General features: G+C 69.9%; 15 protein-coding genes. 5 read left to right on the forward strand and 10 right to left on the reverse strand.

Annotation, left to right across the window (positions count from 1 at the left end; all coding sequences use genetic code 11):
* Positions 1 to 744: 744 nt before the first annotated feature.
* The 7 genes from ACFSKW_RS30375 to ACFSKW_RS30405 form a co-directional block, all read right to left on the reverse strand.
* Positions 745 to 1,266, reverse strand: a complete 522-nt coding sequence (locus tag ACFSKW_RS30375) for a superoxide dismutase family protein (protein ID WP_379575902.1) — start codon at positions 1,264 to 1,266, stop codon at positions 745 to 747.
* A gap of 54 nt (positions 1,267 to 1,320) precedes the next feature.
* A complete protein-coding gene (locus tag ACFSKW_RS30380) occupies positions 1,321 to 1,569 on the reverse strand; it encodes a 4a-hydroxytetrahydrobiopterin dehydratase (protein ID WP_379575903.1) in 249 nt (82 codons plus the stop codon).
* A gap of 9 nt (positions 1,570 to 1,578) precedes the next feature.
* Positions 1,579 to 2,421, reverse strand: a complete 843-nt coding sequence (locus tag ACFSKW_RS30385; protein ID WP_379575904.1) for a carbohydrate ABC transporter permease — start codon at positions 2,419 to 2,421, stop codon at positions 1,579 to 1,581.
* 1 nt (position 2,422) lies between these two features.
* Entirely contained in the window at positions 2,423 to 3,343 is a 921-nt protein-coding gene (locus tag ACFSKW_RS30390) for a carbohydrate ABC transporter permease (RefSeq protein ID WP_379575905.1), read from the reverse strand.
* A gap of 94 nt (positions 3,344 to 3,437) precedes the next feature.
* Positions 3,438 to 4,886 (reverse strand): N-acetylglucosamine/diacetylchitobiose ABC transporter substrate-binding protein, encoded by a 1,449-nt coding sequence (ngcE, locus tag ACFSKW_RS30395; RefSeq protein ID WP_379575906.1) that lies wholly within the window; start codon positions 4,884 to 4,886, stop codon positions 3,438 to 3,440.
* Between the two features lie 823 nt (positions 4,887 to 5,709).
* Positions 5,710 to 6,927: an aminotransferase class III-fold pyridoxal phosphate-dependent enzyme gene (locus tag ACFSKW_RS30400; RefSeq protein ID WP_379575907.1), complete on the reverse strand. Its 1,218-nt coding sequence runs from the start codon at positions 6,925 to 6,927 to the stop codon at positions 5,710 to 5,712.
* On the reverse strand, positions 6,924 to 7,841 hold the full coding sequence (locus tag ACFSKW_RS30405) for a carbohydrate kinase family protein (protein WP_379575908.1): 918 nt from the start codon (positions 7,839 to 7,841) through the stop codon (positions 6,924 to 6,926). Before ACFSKW_RS30405 ends, ACFSKW_RS30400 begins: the two co-directional genes overlap by 4 nt.
* Before the next feature lie 48 nt (positions 7,842 to 7,889).
* On the opposite strand from ACFSKW_RS30405, the gene ACFSKW_RS30410 reads away from it, so the two are divergent.
* Both ACFSKW_RS30410 and ACFSKW_RS30415 read left to right on the forward strand, forming a co-directional pair.
* Positions 7,890 to 8,474: a TetR/AcrR family transcriptional regulator gene (locus ACFSKW_RS30410; RefSeq protein WP_379575909.1), complete on the forward strand. Its 585-nt coding sequence runs from the start codon at positions 7,890 to 7,892 to the stop codon at positions 8,472 to 8,474.
* A complete protein-coding gene (locus ACFSKW_RS30415) occupies positions 8,471 to 9,121 on the forward strand; it encodes a class II aldolase/adducin family protein (protein ID WP_379575910.1) in 651 nt (216 codons plus the stop codon). Before ACFSKW_RS30410 ends, ACFSKW_RS30415 begins: the two co-directional genes overlap by 4 nt.
* 103 nt (positions 9,122 to 9,224) lie before the next feature.
* Here the strand turns inward: ACFSKW_RS30415 and ACFSKW_RS30420 are convergent, their stop codons facing one another.
* Positions 9,225 to 10,793: a DUF885 domain-containing protein gene (locus ACFSKW_RS30420; RefSeq protein WP_379575911.1), complete on the reverse strand. Its 1,569-nt coding sequence runs from the start codon at positions 10,791 to 10,793 to the stop codon at positions 9,225 to 9,227.
* 22 nt (positions 10,794 to 10,815) lie between these two features.
* Here ACFSKW_RS30420 and ACFSKW_RS30425 point away from each other — a divergent pair, with 22 nt between their 5' ends.
* The gene (locus ACFSKW_RS30425) at positions 10,816 to 12,021 is read left to right on the forward strand and encodes a DUF4032 domain-containing protein (protein WP_379575912.1); all 1,206 of its coding nucleotides are present in this window, start codon (positions 10,816 to 10,818) and stop codon (positions 12,019 to 12,021) included.
* On the opposite strand, the gene ACFSKW_RS30430 is transcribed toward ACFSKW_RS30425, so the two are convergent.
* Positions 12,015 to 12,617, reverse strand: coding sequence for an NAD(P)-dependent oxidoreductase (locus ACFSKW_RS30430; RefSeq protein ID WP_379575913.1), 603 nt, complete (start codon positions 12,615 to 12,617; stop codon positions 12,015 to 12,017). The two genes, ACFSKW_RS30425 and ACFSKW_RS30430, sit on opposite strands and share 7 nt — an antisense overlap.
* 54 nt (positions 12,618 to 12,671) lie before the next feature.
* Between ACFSKW_RS30430 and ACFSKW_RS30435 the strand changes: the two genes are divergently transcribed.
* A complete protein-coding gene (locus tag ACFSKW_RS30435; RefSeq protein ID WP_379575914.1) occupies positions 12,672 to 13,031 on the forward strand; it encodes a winged helix-turn-helix transcriptional regulator in 360 nt (119 codons plus the stop codon).
* Positions 13,032 to 13,125: 94 nt separating this feature from the next.
* Positions 13,126 to 13,884 (forward strand): hypothetical protein, encoded by a 759-nt coding sequence (locus tag ACFSKW_RS30440; RefSeq protein ID WP_379575915.1) that lies wholly within the window; start codon positions 13,126 to 13,128, stop codon positions 13,882 to 13,884.
* Here the strand turns inward: ACFSKW_RS30440 and ACFSKW_RS30445 are convergent.
* The gene (locus ACFSKW_RS30445) at positions 13,841 to 14,713 is read right to left on the reverse strand and encodes an alpha/beta fold hydrolase (protein WP_379575916.1); all 873 of its coding nucleotides are present in this window, start codon (positions 14,711 to 14,713) and stop codon (positions 13,841 to 13,843) included. The genes ACFSKW_RS30440 and ACFSKW_RS30445 overlap by 44 nt on opposite strands.
* Positions 14,714 to 14,726 lie beyond the last annotated feature (13 nt).

The raw sequence follows: 14,726 nt of genomic DNA on the forward strand, positions 1-14,726 counted from the left end.
CCCACCTCCCGGGCTCCCGAGGGTCCCGCCACCGGCCGTCGCGCGGCCCCGCCTCCCAGGGGTCCCGCCACCGACCGTCGCGCGTGGCCCCACCTCCCGGGCTTCCGGGGTCCCGCCACCGGCCGTCGCGGGGCCCCGCTTCCCGGGGTCTCGTACGGCAAGCACGGCCCCGCGCCACCCGAGGCGCGGGGCCGGCGTCTGTCCAGGGACACGCCTCCCCGAGCGCACGTGGCCCGGCCCGGCAACGGACCGCGTGTGGGTGAGGTCGCACCGGCCCAAACTTCGGCGAGCCGGGCATGGCCGAGGCCCGACAAGGGACCGCGCGTGGCCGAGGCCCGGCAAGGGACCGCGCGTGGGTGAGGCCCGACAAGGGACCGCGCGTGGGTGAGGTCGCACCGGCCCGAGCCCTCGGCGGCCCTGCAGGGCCAGGGTGGGTGAAGGACCGCCATGACGTGACGGCGGGGACCGGAGTCCCGCTGGAGCAGCGTGATGGACGGGCCTCAACCGTCGTCCTGCGGTGGCCTCGACCCCGCCGTGCCGTACCGGAGGATCGGTTGAGCTCAGGCCGAGGACGCGCGCCGGGCCGAAGGGTCGTTCGAGCTCAGGCGGAGGAGGCGCGCCGGGCCGGAGGATCGTTCAAGCTCAGGCGGAGCACGCGCGCCGGACCGGAGGATCGTTTGAGCTCAGGCCGAGGACGCGCCCTACCGCAGGATCGTCTGTGCAGGCAGGAGACGCGCGCCGGGGTTACTTGAGCGTCAGGCAGGCGACGCGCGCCCCCGCTGTGCCGTCGGTGGCGGTGGCGGAGGCGTGGATGACCAGGGAGTGCGGCACCCGGTCGGGAGTCAGCGCCCAGGGGTTACGCGCGGCCGAGGTGGCCGCTCCCGAGCGGTCGGTCGTGATGTCGAGCCACACCTCGTTGGTCGCGCTCGGGCTGGCGTGGGCGTGCTGGAAGTGCGGGCCCGAATCGTCCGGCTTGAGGCCGCACGGCTTGGTGTGCAGGTGCACGCCGTACTTCCGGTCGGGCAGCAGCCCCTCGGCGACGAAGGACGTGCGGGTCTGGCCGTCGGCGGACTCGACGGTGACGCTGGCCTGCGCGCCGGACGGCGCCAGCTTGGCGTCGTAGACGATGGCCGAGGTGTCCTTGGTGCTGAACTCGCCGCCGCCGGAGATGCGCACCCCCTCGTGCGGTGTCGGCACGAGGGCGGTGGTGGGGGCGGCGCACGCCCCGAGGGGCAGCAGGGCGAGCATGAGTGTCGGCAGGCGCATGACGAACTCTCCAGACGAGCAGGCGGGTGCCCACTCTACTGAGTAGTCAGGCGTTCACGCCCCGTGTTCGCGGGCGATGTCGTCGATGATGGCGGCCAATGTATGGTCAAGCTCGGTGAGGCGGCCCGCGTCGTGCGTGGTCAGCGCGAGATGCAGGGTCCTCCAGCGGATGTCGATGTCGGGATGGTGGTTGAGCTCCTCGGCCTTGACCGCGATCGCGTCGACGATGCGGATGGCCGTGGGGAAGTCCGGCGCGCTGATGCTGCGCCGGAGCACCTCTCCCTCTTGCTTCCAGTCGGTCATACGGCCACGTTACTTCAGCGCGCCCGCTCCGAGCCCTGACTGGATCTGGCGCTGGAAGACGATGTAGATGACGAGCACCGGGATGATCGCCAGGTTCAGCGCCGCGAACAGGGCGGGCCAGTCCGCCTCGTATCCCGCGATGGTCGAGATGTCGGCGATGCCCTGGGTGATGACCCACTTCTCCTTGTCGCCGGGTACCAGCGCGAGCGGCAGCAGGTACTGGTTCCACTGGCCGAGCACGTTGAAGATCGTGATGCTGATGATGCCCGGCCTGGCCATCGGCAGCATGACCTGGAAGAACGTCCTGGTGTGCGAGGCTCCGTCGATCTTCGCCGCCTCTGCGACGGCCTCGGGGAGCGTGCGGAAGAAGGCCGCGAGGAAGAAGACGGTGAAGGGCAGCGAGTAGGCGATGTAGACGATGACCAGGCCGATGTGCGAGTCGAGCAGGCCGAACTGCTTGACGATGAAGAACAGCGGGCCGATGGCCAGGAAGACCGGGAAGGCCATGCCCGCCACGAACAGCAGGTAGATCAGGCGCTGCCCGGGGAACTTGTAGCGGGCGAGCACGTAGGCGGCCATGGAGCCGAACAGCATGGTGCCCGCCGTACCGAAGAACACCACGATCACAGTGTTGATCATGTAGGTGCCGACGTGGGCCTTGTCCCACGCGCGCGCCCAGTTGTCCCAGCGCAGCGCGCCCGGCAGCTGGAGCGCGTCACCGAAGATCTCGGTGTTGTTCTTGAAGGCCGCCAGGAACGTCCACAGCAGCGGCAGGATGATCAGTAGGGCCCAGATGACGAGCGCGAGATGCGAGAGACCGCTGAAGACGTTGGGCGTGCGCTTGTTCCGCATGTCAGAGCTCGATCTTCTCGCGCCTGGAGACGCGCAGGGTCAGCACCGCGAAGGTGATGGTCAGGAAGAACAGGGCGACCCCCATGGCGGAGGCGTATCCGACCTTGTTGTAGGAGAAGGCCGTCTTGTAGATCTCGACGGGGAGCACGGTGGTGGCGCCGTCGGGACCGCCCGCGTCCACTGACAGCACCTGGACGAGCGCGAAGCAGTCGAAGGCCGCGATGCCCAGGTAGACCCAGCCGACCTGGATGGTGTCGCGCAGCAGCGGCAGCGTGATGGAGAAGAACAGCCGGAAGCGTCCCGCGCCGTCGAGCGCGGCGGCCTCGAAGTAGTCCTTCGGGATGGCGGCCATACCGGCGGAGAACAGCACCACGTAGAAGCCGACCGCCTGCCAGATCATCACGGCCAGCAGTGACCAGAGAGCCAGGTTCGGCTCCGTCAGCCAGCCGACCGGGTCGAAGCCCATCTTGATGAGCGCGCCGTTGATGACGCCGCTCTCGTCCGGCCGGTAGATCGCCTTCCACAGCACGCCGACGACGGCGACGGCGAGCACCTGGGGGGCGAAGAAGACCACCTTGTAGAAGGTCGACCCCCAGACGCCCTTCATGCCCGCCCCGCGCGAACCGCCGCCCAGATTGAGCAGGAAGGCGAAGAACAGCGCGAAGGCGATGGTCACGAGCGGCAGCACGAGCAGGATCACCGCGTGGTTGCGGATCGCCTGCCAGAAGACCTCGGCCTCGAAGAGCCTGCCGAAGTTCTCCAGGCCGATGTAGGCCGGATTCCTCTGGTACCCGTTCCAGTTGGTCAGCGACAGCTGGAACGCCTGGATGTAGGGACTGATCACGAAAACCAGGTAGAGGGTCAGAGGGACGATGAGGAACCCGGCGATGAACCCGTACTTGCGCAGCCGCTCTGTATTCATCGTCGCTCACCCTCCTCATTCGCTCCGCGGGCCCGCTCGTCCCTCACGGACCCACTCCGCTCACTGCGTCGGGTTCGCTCTGTGCTCATCGCCGCTAGACGTTCCTCGTCTGCTTCGCGATCGAGGAGTCGGCCTTGATGTCGTCGGCCTTCTTCTGGACCCTGTTCAGGTACTCGTCGACGGTCAGACGGCCGGCCATCAGCGTGTTCTGCTGCTGCCAGGCGAAGTCGAACAGTTCCTTGTACCAGCCCTCGAAGCGCGCGTCGGTGATGATGTCCTGGCCCGCGGCGTCCTGCGCCTTGGCGGCGCTGACCAGGCCCGGGGTCAGGTCGAGGCCCTCGGCCGCGCCGTTGACCACGGTGAGGTTCTTGGTCTTCTCGGTGAAGCCCTTCGCGCCCTCCTTGGAGAGCATGATGCGGAAGTACTCCAGGCCGCCCTGCGGGTTCTTGCCCTTGGCCGCGACGACGAAGTTCTCGCCCACGCCGACCTGGATCGCCCCGTAGGGCATCTTGTCGGCGGCGGTCACGCTGGGGACAGGCGCGATGGCGTACTCGAAGTCCTTGGGCTTGTCCTTGACCATCTCGTTCTCGAGCCAGGAGCCGCAGGGGTAGAACAGCACCTTGTGCTGCAGGTGCTTGACCTGCGTCTGGGTGTGGTCGAGGCCGAGGTAGGCCTTGTCGCCGTAGGCGGTCTGGATCTCCAGCCACGCGGTGACGGACGCCTTGACCGCCTCGGACTTCCACGCGTTGTCGACGAGGTTGTCGATGTCGATGATGACCTGGTTGCCGCCGATCTTCGCGGCGGTGTAGAGCATGTTCCAGAGCTGGTAGTACGGGCCCTTCTGGCCCGGGTAGGCGAACAGGACGATGCCTTCCTTCTTCGCCGTCTCGCCGAGCGCCTTGAACTCCTCCCACGTCTCGGGGAGCGTCCACCCCTTGGCGGCGAAGAGCTTGGCGTCGTACCAGAGCGCGCGGTGCGACACCGTGTAGTTCAGGACCAGGTCCTGGCCGTTGAGCTTGGCGTTCTCGATGGCCGCGGGGGTGATGGTGTCGCGGACCTTCTTGCTGGGGTCGTCGACGGAGGGGGCGTCCCACAGCGGGGTCAGGTCGGCGAGGTGACCCTCGGCGGCGAGCGCGGCCAGGTCGAGCGCCTCGGGGCCTGAGTTGTTGACCACGTCGGGCACGTCGCCGCTGAGGAAGCGGGGGCGCAGTTGGGTGCCGATGTTCTGGGTGCCGACGTGCTTGATCTGGACGCCCGCGTGCGCCTTGGAGTACAGCGGCTCATGGACGTCCTTGGCGTAGGCGTCGCTGTATCCGCCGCTGAAGATGACCACTTCGAGAGGCTTCTTGGCGTCCACGCCGAGCGGGTTGGCTGCGGAGACCAGGTTGGAGGCGGCCGCGCTCGCGCCGGCCGACGCGGCGGGCTCGGCCCCGCCGCCGGTCGCGCACGCGGTGAGGAGGCCCGCGCCGGGGCCTGCGGCGATGGCGGTGAGGCCGATCCGGCGCAGCAGCTGGCGCCTGGTGATCTCTCCCGGGTGGGTCATGGGGTCTCCCGATTGGATCAATTAGGAAAGTTTCCTAAACTTTTGCCTGAAGGTACGGACGGCCGACGACCTGGGTCAAGACTTCGAGACGCAGCTGTGACCTTGAGAGGCCACACCGTGATTTCGGGGCGAAGGTCGGACCCATGTCGAGCGTACGCGGACCGCGCGTAGCGGCGACGAGGCTGACAGCATCGTCGACAACGGCATGGACGGCAAGGGTGTCACAGACGATCTTCAAAGGAGCGGGACGCCGCGCGCCGCCCGACGCCGTCAGGGCCGCCGTCAACGGGCGCGCCCGGTCCTGGGCCCCGCGTATCCCGGCAGGCGCCGCCGGAGCCCGCCGAACGGCGTGACCAGGCGAACGAGAACGCCCGCCGAACGGCATTGCCCGGACGAGAGAAACCACCCGGAGGCGGCTGAAACGCACCCTCGATTGGACGTGGACACCGGACACACCCTGGAGGCCTCCACCGCGATCACCGAACAACCCCGGAGATCTCCACTGCTAACCCCGAACGCCCGGGAGACCGGGAGACCGGGAGACCGGACACCCCGGGAGACCTCCACCGCGAACCCCGAACATCCAGGAGACCGGGAGACCGGACACCCCGGGGAACCTCCACCGCGAACCCCGAACATCCAGGAGACCGGGAGACCGGACACCCCGGGGAACCTCCACCGCGAACCCCGAACATCCAGGAGACCGGGAACACCGGACACTCCGGCAGATCTCCGCTGCAAACGCCGGACGCCCCCGGGTCTTCACCGGGGGCGTCCGGGACGGGGCGCCGGGGTCGCCGCGGGCGTCGACGCTGCGGGGGTCCTACGCCCCGAAGTGCGCGCGGGTTTCGGCGAAGGCCTGGTCGGTGCCCTCCAGGGCGCGGGCGACGTCGGCCTCGGAGTGGGCCGCCGACATGAACCAGTTGTGCCAGGGATGGATGTAGACGCCGTTGCGCAGGCAGGCGTCACTCCAGTGCAGGGCCACGGACAGGTCGGCGTCGCCCTCGAAGCTCAGCCAGGGGATGGTCACGGGCCCGGTCTGGTTGACGGTGAAGCCGTGGGCCTTGGCCTGGGCGTACAGGCCTTCGCGGAGCTGGGTTCCCGACCTGAACATGGTCGCGATGCCGTCGGTGTCGCGCAGCGTCTCGATGGTGGCCTTGGCCGCGGCCATCGCGACCGCCGAGAACCAGAACGAGCCGGTGGAGTAGAGCGACTGGGCGGGCCCGCGCAGCGCGTCCGTGCCGGTGACCGCCGCGATGGGGTAGCCGTTGGCCATGGCCTTCGACCAGGCGGTCAGGTCCGGGCGCACGCCGTACTCCTCCCACGACCCGCGCAGGTCGATGCGGAAGCCCGCGCGCACGTCGTCGATGACCAGGGCCGCGCCGAGCCGGTCGGCGAGGGCGCGGGCGCCACGTGCGAAGGCGGGCTCGACGAGCTCCTGGTCCTCGAAGGAGTCGTGCTTGAAGGGCGTGACGATGATCGCGGCCACGTCGCCCTCGACGGTGGCGGCCGCCGCCTCGAGCGACTCCAGCGAGTTGTAGGCGAACTCGACGAGATCGGCGCGCTCGTTGGGGGTCGTGCCCGCCGGCGAGGGCGTGCACCACGGGTCGGCGCCGTGGTAGGCGCCGTGCGCCATCAGCACCTTGGTACGGCCGGTCGCCGCCCGCGCCACCATGAGCGCCTGGGTGGTGGCGTCGGTGCCGTTCTTGGAGAACATCGCCCAGTCGGCGCTGGGGATGGTGTCGACGAGCAGCTCGGCCAGCTCGACCATGATCGGGCCCGGCCCGTTGAGGCAGTCGCCGAGGGCGAGCTGCCGCGCGGCGGCCTCCTCGACGACGGGGTGCCGGTGGCCGAGCACGACGGGGCCCCACGAGCACATGAAGTCGATGTACTCGCGGCCGTCCACGTCCCACTGCCTGCACCCCTCACCGCGGGCGAAGAACTGCGGGTAGCCGGGGGCGAAGATGGCCGCGTTGAGGTGACCGTACATGCCGCCGGGGATGACCTGCTGCGCGCGCTTCCTCAGCTCGGCGTCCTTCACGACAGTCCTTTCAGGGTCGATTCCAGGTCGATGAGTCCCGCGTCGGAGCCGAGACCGGTGGCGACGCGGGCGGCGGCGGCCGTGCCCCATCGGGCGGCGGTGACGGGGTCGTGCCCGTGCAGCAGGCCGGTGAGGAAGCCCGCGCAGTAGGCGTCGCCGCACCCCGTGGTGTCGCTGACCTCCACTTCCAGGGCCGGCACCCGGGTCGCGCCCTCGGCGGTGACGACCAGGCTGCCCTCGCCGCCGAGCGTCACGAGCACGCCCGTGGCTCCGTCCGATAGCAGCTCCGAGGCGGCCGCCTCCACGCTGTCCGCGCCCGTCATGGCGAGGGCCTGGGAGGCGTTGGGGAGGACGTGGTCCACGTGCGGGACGAAGGCCCGCGCCATGCCCAGCAGGTCGGGCATCTCCGACAGCAGGTCCATGGTGACGACCGTGCCCTGTGCCCGCAGCTCGTCGAGGAGCGCGAAGAAGGCGGGGTCGCCGAGGCCGAAGGTGACGTCCATGCCACCCAGGTGGACGGCCCTCGCGCGGCGCAGCACGTCGACGTCGAGGTCGGCGAGGGTGACGCTCAGGTTCGCCCCTGGCACGTGGAAGCTGGGCCTGCCGCCGTCAGGCCTGATCGGCAGGATGGAGGCGGCGGTCTGCTCCCCCGTACGGCGGGCGAGCCCCGACACGTCGACGCCGTGCCTCGACATGATCATGACGAGGAAGTCGCCCAGCTCGTCGTCGCCGATCGCGCCCATGGACGTGACCTGGTTGCCCAGCTTGACCAGGTCGACGGCGGTGCCCGCGGCGGCCCCCGCGGCCGTGAGACGGATCTGGTCGACCAGCACGGTGTCCTGGCCCGCAGGGATGGTCTCGACCGGCCGGGTGAGGACGTCCACGATGTGCACGCCTACGGTCACAACGCTCATGGCCGGTAGTAGACAGACGTCCGAATAAAAAGTCAATATGCTGGACGCATGCCGAAGATCGTTGACCACGAGGAGCGTCGCCGCGAGGTGCTGTCGGCCGCGAGCACCGTCATCGTGCGCGACGGCATCGACGCCGCGACCAGCCGCGCCATCGCCAAGGAGGCCGGCCTGTCCAACGGAGTGCTCGGCCACTACTTCACCGACAAGGACGAGATCCTGCTGTCGGCGCTGCGCCACTCGCACCAGCGCATCCGCGCCCGCATCACCCGGCGGGTCGAGGGCCTGACGGGCCTGGCGGCACTGCGCGAGGTGCTGCTCGACAACCTGCCGCTCGACGCCGAACGCGACCAGGAGACCCGGCTCGAGATCAGCTTCTGGAGCCGCAGCCTGGCGGTGGAGAGGCTGGCCGCGGTGCAGCGGGCCGAGGCGGCCGAGCTGCGCGCCGCCGTACGGCAGCTGCTGGAGCAGGCACGGACGGCGGGCGAGATCCGCACGGACGACGACCTCGGCGTGGTCGCCGAGCGGCTGCTCGCCCTGGTCGACGGCCTGAGCCTGAGATCGTTGCTCTACCCCGACCAGCTGGGCAGGGCCGAGCTGGAGCGCATCCTGATCACCACTCTGGAGGCACTGTGACCGCCGTCGACCTGCTCAGACAGCAGATCTGCGACTACGGCAGGCGCGCCGTCGAGCTGGGCCTGGTGCTCGGCACCTCGGGCAACCTGAGCGCCCGCCACGGCGATCTGGTGGTGGTCACCCCCGCCGGCGTCGCGCTCGACCGGCTGACCCCCGAGCTGTGCCCGATCGTGGACGTCGAGGGGTATCTGGTGGAGGGCGAGACGCAGCCGTCCTCCGAGACGCCCATGCATCTGGCGATCTACGCCTCGACCGCCGCGCATGCCGTCGTGCACACGCACTCGACGTTCGGCACGGTGGTCGCCACCACGATGACCGAGCTGCCGCCCGTCCACTACAACGCGCTGCTGCTGGGCGGCGTGGTGAAGGTCGCCGAGTACGCCACCTACGGCACGCCCGAGCTGGCCGCCAACATCAGGTCCGCGATGGAGGGCAAGCAGGCTGCGCTGATGGCCAACCACGGAGGGGTGACCATCGGCGCGACGATGGCCCAGGCGTTCGACGCGGCCAGGCTGCTGGAGTGGCTGTGCGAGGTCTACGTGCGCGGGCTGTCCGTGGGCAAGCCCGTGGTGCTGACCGATGAGCAGCTCGCCGCGGTGGTCGAGCGGTCGCTCAACCCGCCGGTCTTCCCGCGCAGGAACGCGTGAACCCGGTGGCGGTCACGGGCCCACCGCGACCGCCACCCCAGCCCCAGCCGCGGCGCCGCCAGCCGGGCGGTGCCGTCGGCTTCGTCGTCGCCGGCCGGCGCCGTCAGCCGAGCGCGGCCTTCTCGGCCAGGCCCAGCGGCAGGCTGCCCGAGCCCGCGACCCTGTCGTGGAACTCCTTCAGCGACCCGGTGAACGAGCCCCTGATCCTGTCGATCTCCAGCGCGCCCGTCAGGTAGGACGGCGCCTGGGTCGGCCATGCGCAGTAGCGGTTGACCTCGCCCTTGGCCGTCTCGGGCGAGAGCGAGGAGTTGGCCAGCATGTAAGCCTCGGCGTCCGCGATCGACATGTCCTCGCAGTGCAGCGCGGTGTCGACGACCATGCGGGCGGCGCGGAAGATGCGCGCGTCGAGGAAGCCGAGTTCGGTGGCGGGGGTGTCGAAGTACCCCTGCTCGTTGATCATCTTCTCGACGTAGAGGCCCCAGCCCTCGTTGAAGTACGGCGTGCTGAACACCTTGCGGATGGTCCTGGGGTTGCCCGCCTTGTGCGCCAGGTGCCAGTGGTGCCCAGGGTAGGCCTCGTGCACGGCGATCGCCGGCATCTGGAAGCGGCTGTTGGTGCGCAGGCGCTGCCGTACCTGCTCGTCGGTGAACCCGTCGGGGGTGTAGGGCACGAAGAAGTAGCCGCGCCGCGAGCTGGTCAGCGGCGGCGGCGCGATGTAGTGCGCGACGGACAGGATGGGCCTGTTGTACTCCGCCGACGGCAGCACCAGGCACTCCTCGCCCTCGGGGAAGGTGACGAGGTCGCGCTCGCGGACGAACTCCCTGGCACGCTGGGTCTGCGCCTCGTACTCCTCGCGCATGGCCTCCAGCGTCGGTGGGTGGTCCTCGGCCAGGGTCGCCAGCGCCGCACGCCAGTCGTCGGAGCCGTCGAACCTGCGCGCCAGCTCCCTCATCTGGCCGTCGAGCAGCGCGACCTGCTGCCTGCCCCGCTCGTGCAGCCCGGCGGCGCCGTACCCGAGCAGTTCCTTCTCCGTCAGCAGCGTGGAGTAGAGCTTCTCGCCCATGCGCCAGCTGCCGCCTGCCGTGAAGTTCTCCAGGAAGGTGACGAAGCCGTCGAAGGCGTCGGCGGCGGGCTCGGCCGCCGACGCGAACCTGGCGCGGGCCGACTCGTCGGCGATCATCGCGGGGATGGTGCGGGTGATCAGCCCCCTCGCGGTGCGGGCCTGGCCGAGCGCGCGCTGCACCTGCAGGTCGGCCGCCAGGTCGGGGTCGAGGTTGGTACGGCAGGCCGCCAGCACGCCCGGCACCTCGCCGAGCTGCGCGACCGCCGCCTCGACCAGCTCGTGCTCGGGCTTGAGCGCCCGCTGGAACGGCACGAACAGCGAGGAGAAGATCCCGCCGAGGTAGGCCGTGGGGTCTCTGCGCCACCACGGCCACGTGGCCAGCGCCAGCTCGCCGCGCAGGTGGGAGACGGCCAGGTCGCGGTCGATCTCGTCGTCGAGCGTGGGGGTCTCCCACGTCTCGAGTCGTTCCAGCCATGCGACCTGCTCGCGCTCGTAGGCGAGCAGGCCCTCCGCGGTGTAGTCGCCGAGCGTCCTGTCGTGGCCGTCGGCGCCGAGAAGGGTGGCGGAGATAGGGTTGCGTGAGAAGTACCAGGTCAGAAACTCATCCACGTCCGCACCATATCCTGGTCAAATGCCGCTACAGATCACCGGCGCCCTCGGCGACCCCGACCTCATCAGGCTCCCGTGGGAGCTCCCTCTCGAAGAGTGGCCGGCCCGTCACCTGGTGGACCTGCCACGCGGTATCTCGCGTCACGTCGTGCGCTTCGCCAGGCTCGGCGGGAAGGTGTACGCGATCAAGGAGATCAGCGAGCGGTACGCCAAGCGGGAGTACAAGCTGCTGTGGGATCTGGCCAGGCTCGACGCGCCTTCCGTGGAGCCCGTGGCGTACGTGACGGGAAGGGAGGAGGGGCTCGACTCGGCGCTCATCACCAGGCACCTGCAGTTCTCGCTCCCCTACCGCGCCGTCATGTCGGGGACGCTGCGCCCCGACACGCTCACCCGTCTGCTGGACGCGCTGGCCGTCCTTCTGGTGCGGCTGCACCTGAACGGCTTCTACTGGGGCGACTGCTCGCTGTCGAACACGCTGTTCCGCAGGGACGCCGGTGCCTTCGCCGCCTACCTGGTCGACGCGGAGACGGGCGAGATGCACCCGATGATCAGCGATGGTCAGCGGCTGCAGGACATCGAGGTCGCCTACACCAACCTGTTCGGCGAGATGCTCGACCTGGAGGCCGGAGGGCTGCTGCATCCCTCGATCGACCCGTACGACACCGCCGAGCAGATCACGGCGCGCTATCACCGGCTCTGGGAGGAGATCACCCAGGACGAGATCATCGAGGAGGTCGACTGGCACAAGGTGGAGAACCGCATCCGCCGCCTCAACCTGCTCGGCTTCGACGTGGCCGAGATGATGGTGCGCCGCAAGGTCGGCACCGGGCGGCTGATCGTGCGGCCCAAGGTCGTGGACGCGGGGCACCACCAGCGCAGGCTGCTGCGCCTGACCGGCCTCGACACCGAGGAGAACCAGGCGCGACGGCTGCTGAACGACCTCGACGGCTTCCGCGTGGCCAAAGGCCTGCGGCACGAGGACGAGGCGATCGTGGCGCACCGGTGGCTGGCCGAGGTCTTCCAGCCGACGATAGAGGCCATCCCGGACGCGCTGCGGCGCAAGCTGGAGCCCGCGCAGCTCTTCCACGAGGTGCTCGACCACCGCTGGTTCCTGTCGGAGAAGGCCGGGAGCGATGTGGGGCTCCCGGCCGCCGTCCGTTCCTATGTCGACACCGTCCTGGTGCACAAGCCCGACGAGAAGGCGCTGCTGCCCGACGATCCTCAGTAGCCGACGGTGAACCTGCGCCGCACGTGCTCGGCCTTCTCCACTTCGTCGGCGATGGCGACGGCGTAGTCCTCGGCGCTGATGGAGCTGTTGCCCTGCTCGTCGGTGAGCAGTTGGTCGCCGCCGACGCGGAAGGAGCCGGTCCGCTCGCCCGGCTCGATCACCGCGGCGGGGGCGACGTAGGTCCAGTCGAGGTCGGCGACCTCCCGGTAGAGCGCGAGAGCCGCCCGCTGGGAGAGCGACTCCTTCTTGTAGATCTCCGGGAAGTCGGGGGTGTCGACGAGGTCGAGGCCGGGCGCCACCTCGAGGCCGCCCGCGCCGCCGACGGTGATCAGCCGCCTGACGCCCGCCTCGCGGACGCCGTCGATCAGGGCCCTGGTGGCGGCGAGGAAGGGCGCCTCGGGCTCCGAGCCGTCGCGTGGCGGCGCGATCGCGGAGATCACCACGTCATACCCCTTGGCGAGTTCTCCGGTCTGTGTGACGTCGCCCTTGACCGGGCCCGACCTGCTCACGCCGGTGACCTCGTGACCGCGATCGCCCAGCTCAGCGGCGATGCGCTGACCGATCATGCCGGTCGCGCCGAAAAGTAGGATCTTCATGCCCTCAATAGTATCCATTTGATACTGGTTACTTCATCGTGCTATAGGTACCTCATGGATACTGGCGATGCCTTCGACGCGAACTGCCCGACCCGGCTGGTTCTCGACCGCATCGGCGACAAATGGTCGGTGCTCGTGCTGTTGAGCCTCGCCAAGGGCTCGATGCGTTTCACGGAGTTGCGCGACCGCATCGGCGGCGTGACCCCGAAGGTGCTGACCCAGACGCTGCGCGCCATGGAGTACGACGGACTGCTGACCAGGAAGGTCTACGCCGAGGTGCCGCCCAAGGTGGAGTACACGCTCACCGATCTGGGCCACTCGCTGCACCAGCCGGTCGCCGCGGTCGCCCGGTGGGCGGAGAGCAACATCGGCAGGATTCTCAGCAGCAGGGAGGCCGCCGACCACGCACGGTGATCTCTCCTACCCGGGGCAGCTTTTCTCCGCCCGGGATGAAGATATCCATCACCGGTCTCTTCCGGTCCGGCTCGAGCCTTCATAGCCTGGCTCGGTGCGTCCGCTGGAGAGCCTCCTCGCCGGGCTGGCGGGAGTGTGCTCGTCCGGCGCCCTGCGCGTGGGCAGGGCGGGCGTGGTCTACCTGCTCGAGGGCAAGGTGACCTACATGGAGAGCGCCGAGACGCCTGGCATCGAGGAGCTGCTCACCGGCGGCGGCCGGGTGACCCCCGCCGACCTGGACAGGGCCGTGGCGCGCCGCGAGGGCGGTGAGCCGCTGTTCGGCGAGGGCCTGCTGACGCGCGAGGAGCTGGCCGAGCATCTGCGCAGGGTCGTGCTCGACGCCGCGCTCGTGCTGTTCGGGATCGACAACACCAGGCCCAAGTTCCAGCCGAGCGAGCGCCACTGGCTGGGCCCGCACTGGCACTTCGAGGTCGACGAGCTCATCGCCGAGTGCGGGCGCAGGAGCACGGAGCTGGACGACGTCTGGCCCTCGGACGAGCTCGACGCCGCGCCCGTGGTGCCCGTCCCCCGCCTGCCGGGCGAGCGCGTCACGCTCACCGACCGCCAGTGGGAGGTCCTGGTCCACGCCGACGGCAGCGCGACGCCGCTCCAGCTCGCCAGGCGGCTGGACACGACGGCGTACACCGTGCTGCTCGCCGTACGGGAGCTGGCGGCGGCCGACCTGCTGGTGAAGCCCCGTCGCGAGCGAGGGCTGCCCAAGCGCGTCGCCAAGCCCCCCGGCACCGAGGTGCGGCACGAGCCGGCCGACCTCAGTCTGCTGCGGCGACTGAAGAGCGCTCTTGAAGATCTGTGACGGCGTCCATGATCTGCTCCCACAGCGGGCGGGGCAGATCGTGGCCCATGCCGGGGAAGGTCATCAGCCGCGCGCCGGGGATCGCGGCGGCCGTGGCCCTGCCGCCGGAGACCTGCACCAGCACGTCGGCCTCGCCGTGGACCACCAGGGCGGGCATCCGCAGGCGGCCCAACCCCTCGGTACGGTCGCCCGAGGCCAGGATGGCGGCCAGCTGCCTGGTGGTCCCCGCGGGATCGTAGTCGCGGTCGTAGGCCAGGCCCGCGAGCTTCGCGATCCGCTCGCGGTCGAGCTCGTAACCGGGTGAGCCGATCACGGTCCAGACCTCCAGGGCCCGCTCGATCGCGGCCTGCCGGTCGGGAGCGGGAGCGGAGAACAGCGCGGCCGTCGCCTCGGGGGTGGGCGGCCCCGCGTCGGGGCTGGGGGTCGACATGATGGAGGTGAGCGTGAGCACCCTGCCGGGATGCGCGATGGCGAGCGCCTGAGCGATCATGCCGCCCATCGAGACGCCCAGCACGTGGGCCGCGGGCCAGCCGAGGGCGTCCATCAGGCCGGCCGCGTCGTCGGCCATGTCGCTCAGCAGGTAGGGCGCCGCCGCGCCCGGGGTGAGGTCGGGCACGCCCTCCTCGGAGAAATGGGTGGAGAGCCCCACGTCGCGGTTGTCGTACCTGACGACGTGGTGGCCCCTCCCGGCGAGCAGTTCGCAGAACTCGTCGTCCCAGTGGACCAGCTGGGATCCGAGTCCCATGATCAGCAGGAGGGGCCTGTCACGGGGGGTGCCGAAGGTGTCGTAGGCGATCTCGATACCGTTGGCATGCGCCTTGAGCGTCATGCGAAACAGAATC

Source organism: Nonomuraea mangrovi (genome assembly GCF_042681425.1).
GTDB lineage: Bacteria > Actinomycetota > Actinomycetes > Streptosporangiales > Streptosporangiaceae > Nonomuraea > Nonomuraea mangrovi.

What these genes read in the sequence shown, in the direction of transcription:
- ACFSKW_RS30375 (WP_379575902.1), bottom strand. Translation starts at nt 1,266, where the DNA reads ATGCGCCTGCCGACACTCATGCTCGCCCTGCTGCCCCTCGGGGCGTGC.
- ACFSKW_RS30380 (WP_379575903.1), bottom strand. Translation starts at nt 1,569, where the DNA reads ATGACCGACTGGAAGCAAGAGGGAGAGGTGCTCCGGCGCAGCATCAGC.
- ACFSKW_RS30385 (WP_379575904.1), bottom strand. Translation starts at nt 2,421, where the DNA reads ATGCGGAACAAGCGCACGCCCAACGTCTTCAGCGGTCTCTCGCATCTC.
- ACFSKW_RS30390 (WP_379575905.1), bottom strand. Translation starts at nt 3,343, where the DNA reads ATGAATACAGAGCGGCTGCGCAAGTACGGGTTCATCGCCGGGTTCCTC.
- ngcE (WP_379575906.1), bottom strand. Translation starts at nt 4,886, where the DNA reads ATGACCCACCCGGGAGAGATCACCAGGCGCCAGCTGCTGCGCCGGATC.
- ACFSKW_RS30405 (WP_379575908.1), bottom strand. Translation starts at nt 7,841, where the DNA reads ATGAGCGTTGTGACCGTAGGCGTGCACATCGTGGACGTCCTCACCCGG.
- ACFSKW_RS30410 (WP_379575909.1), top strand. Translation starts at nt 7,890, where the DNA reads ATGCCGAAGATCGTTGACCACGAGGAGCGTCGCCGCGAGGTGCTGTCG.
- ACFSKW_RS30425 (WP_379575912.1), top strand. Translation starts at nt 10,816, where the DNA reads ATGCCGCTACAGATCACCGGCGCCCTCGGCGACCCCGACCTCATCAGG.
- ACFSKW_RS30430 (WP_379575913.1), bottom strand. Translation starts at nt 12,617, where the DNA reads ATGAAGATCCTACTTTTCGGCGCGACCGGCATGATCGGTCAGCGCATC.
- ACFSKW_RS30435 (WP_379575914.1), top strand. Translation starts at nt 12,672, where the DNA reads ATGGATACTGGCGATGCCTTCGACGCGAACTGCCCGACCCGGCTGGTT.
- ACFSKW_RS30445 (WP_379575916.1), bottom strand. Translation starts at nt 14,713, where the DNA reads ATGACGCTCAAGGCGCATGCCAACGGTATCGAGATCGCCTACGACACC.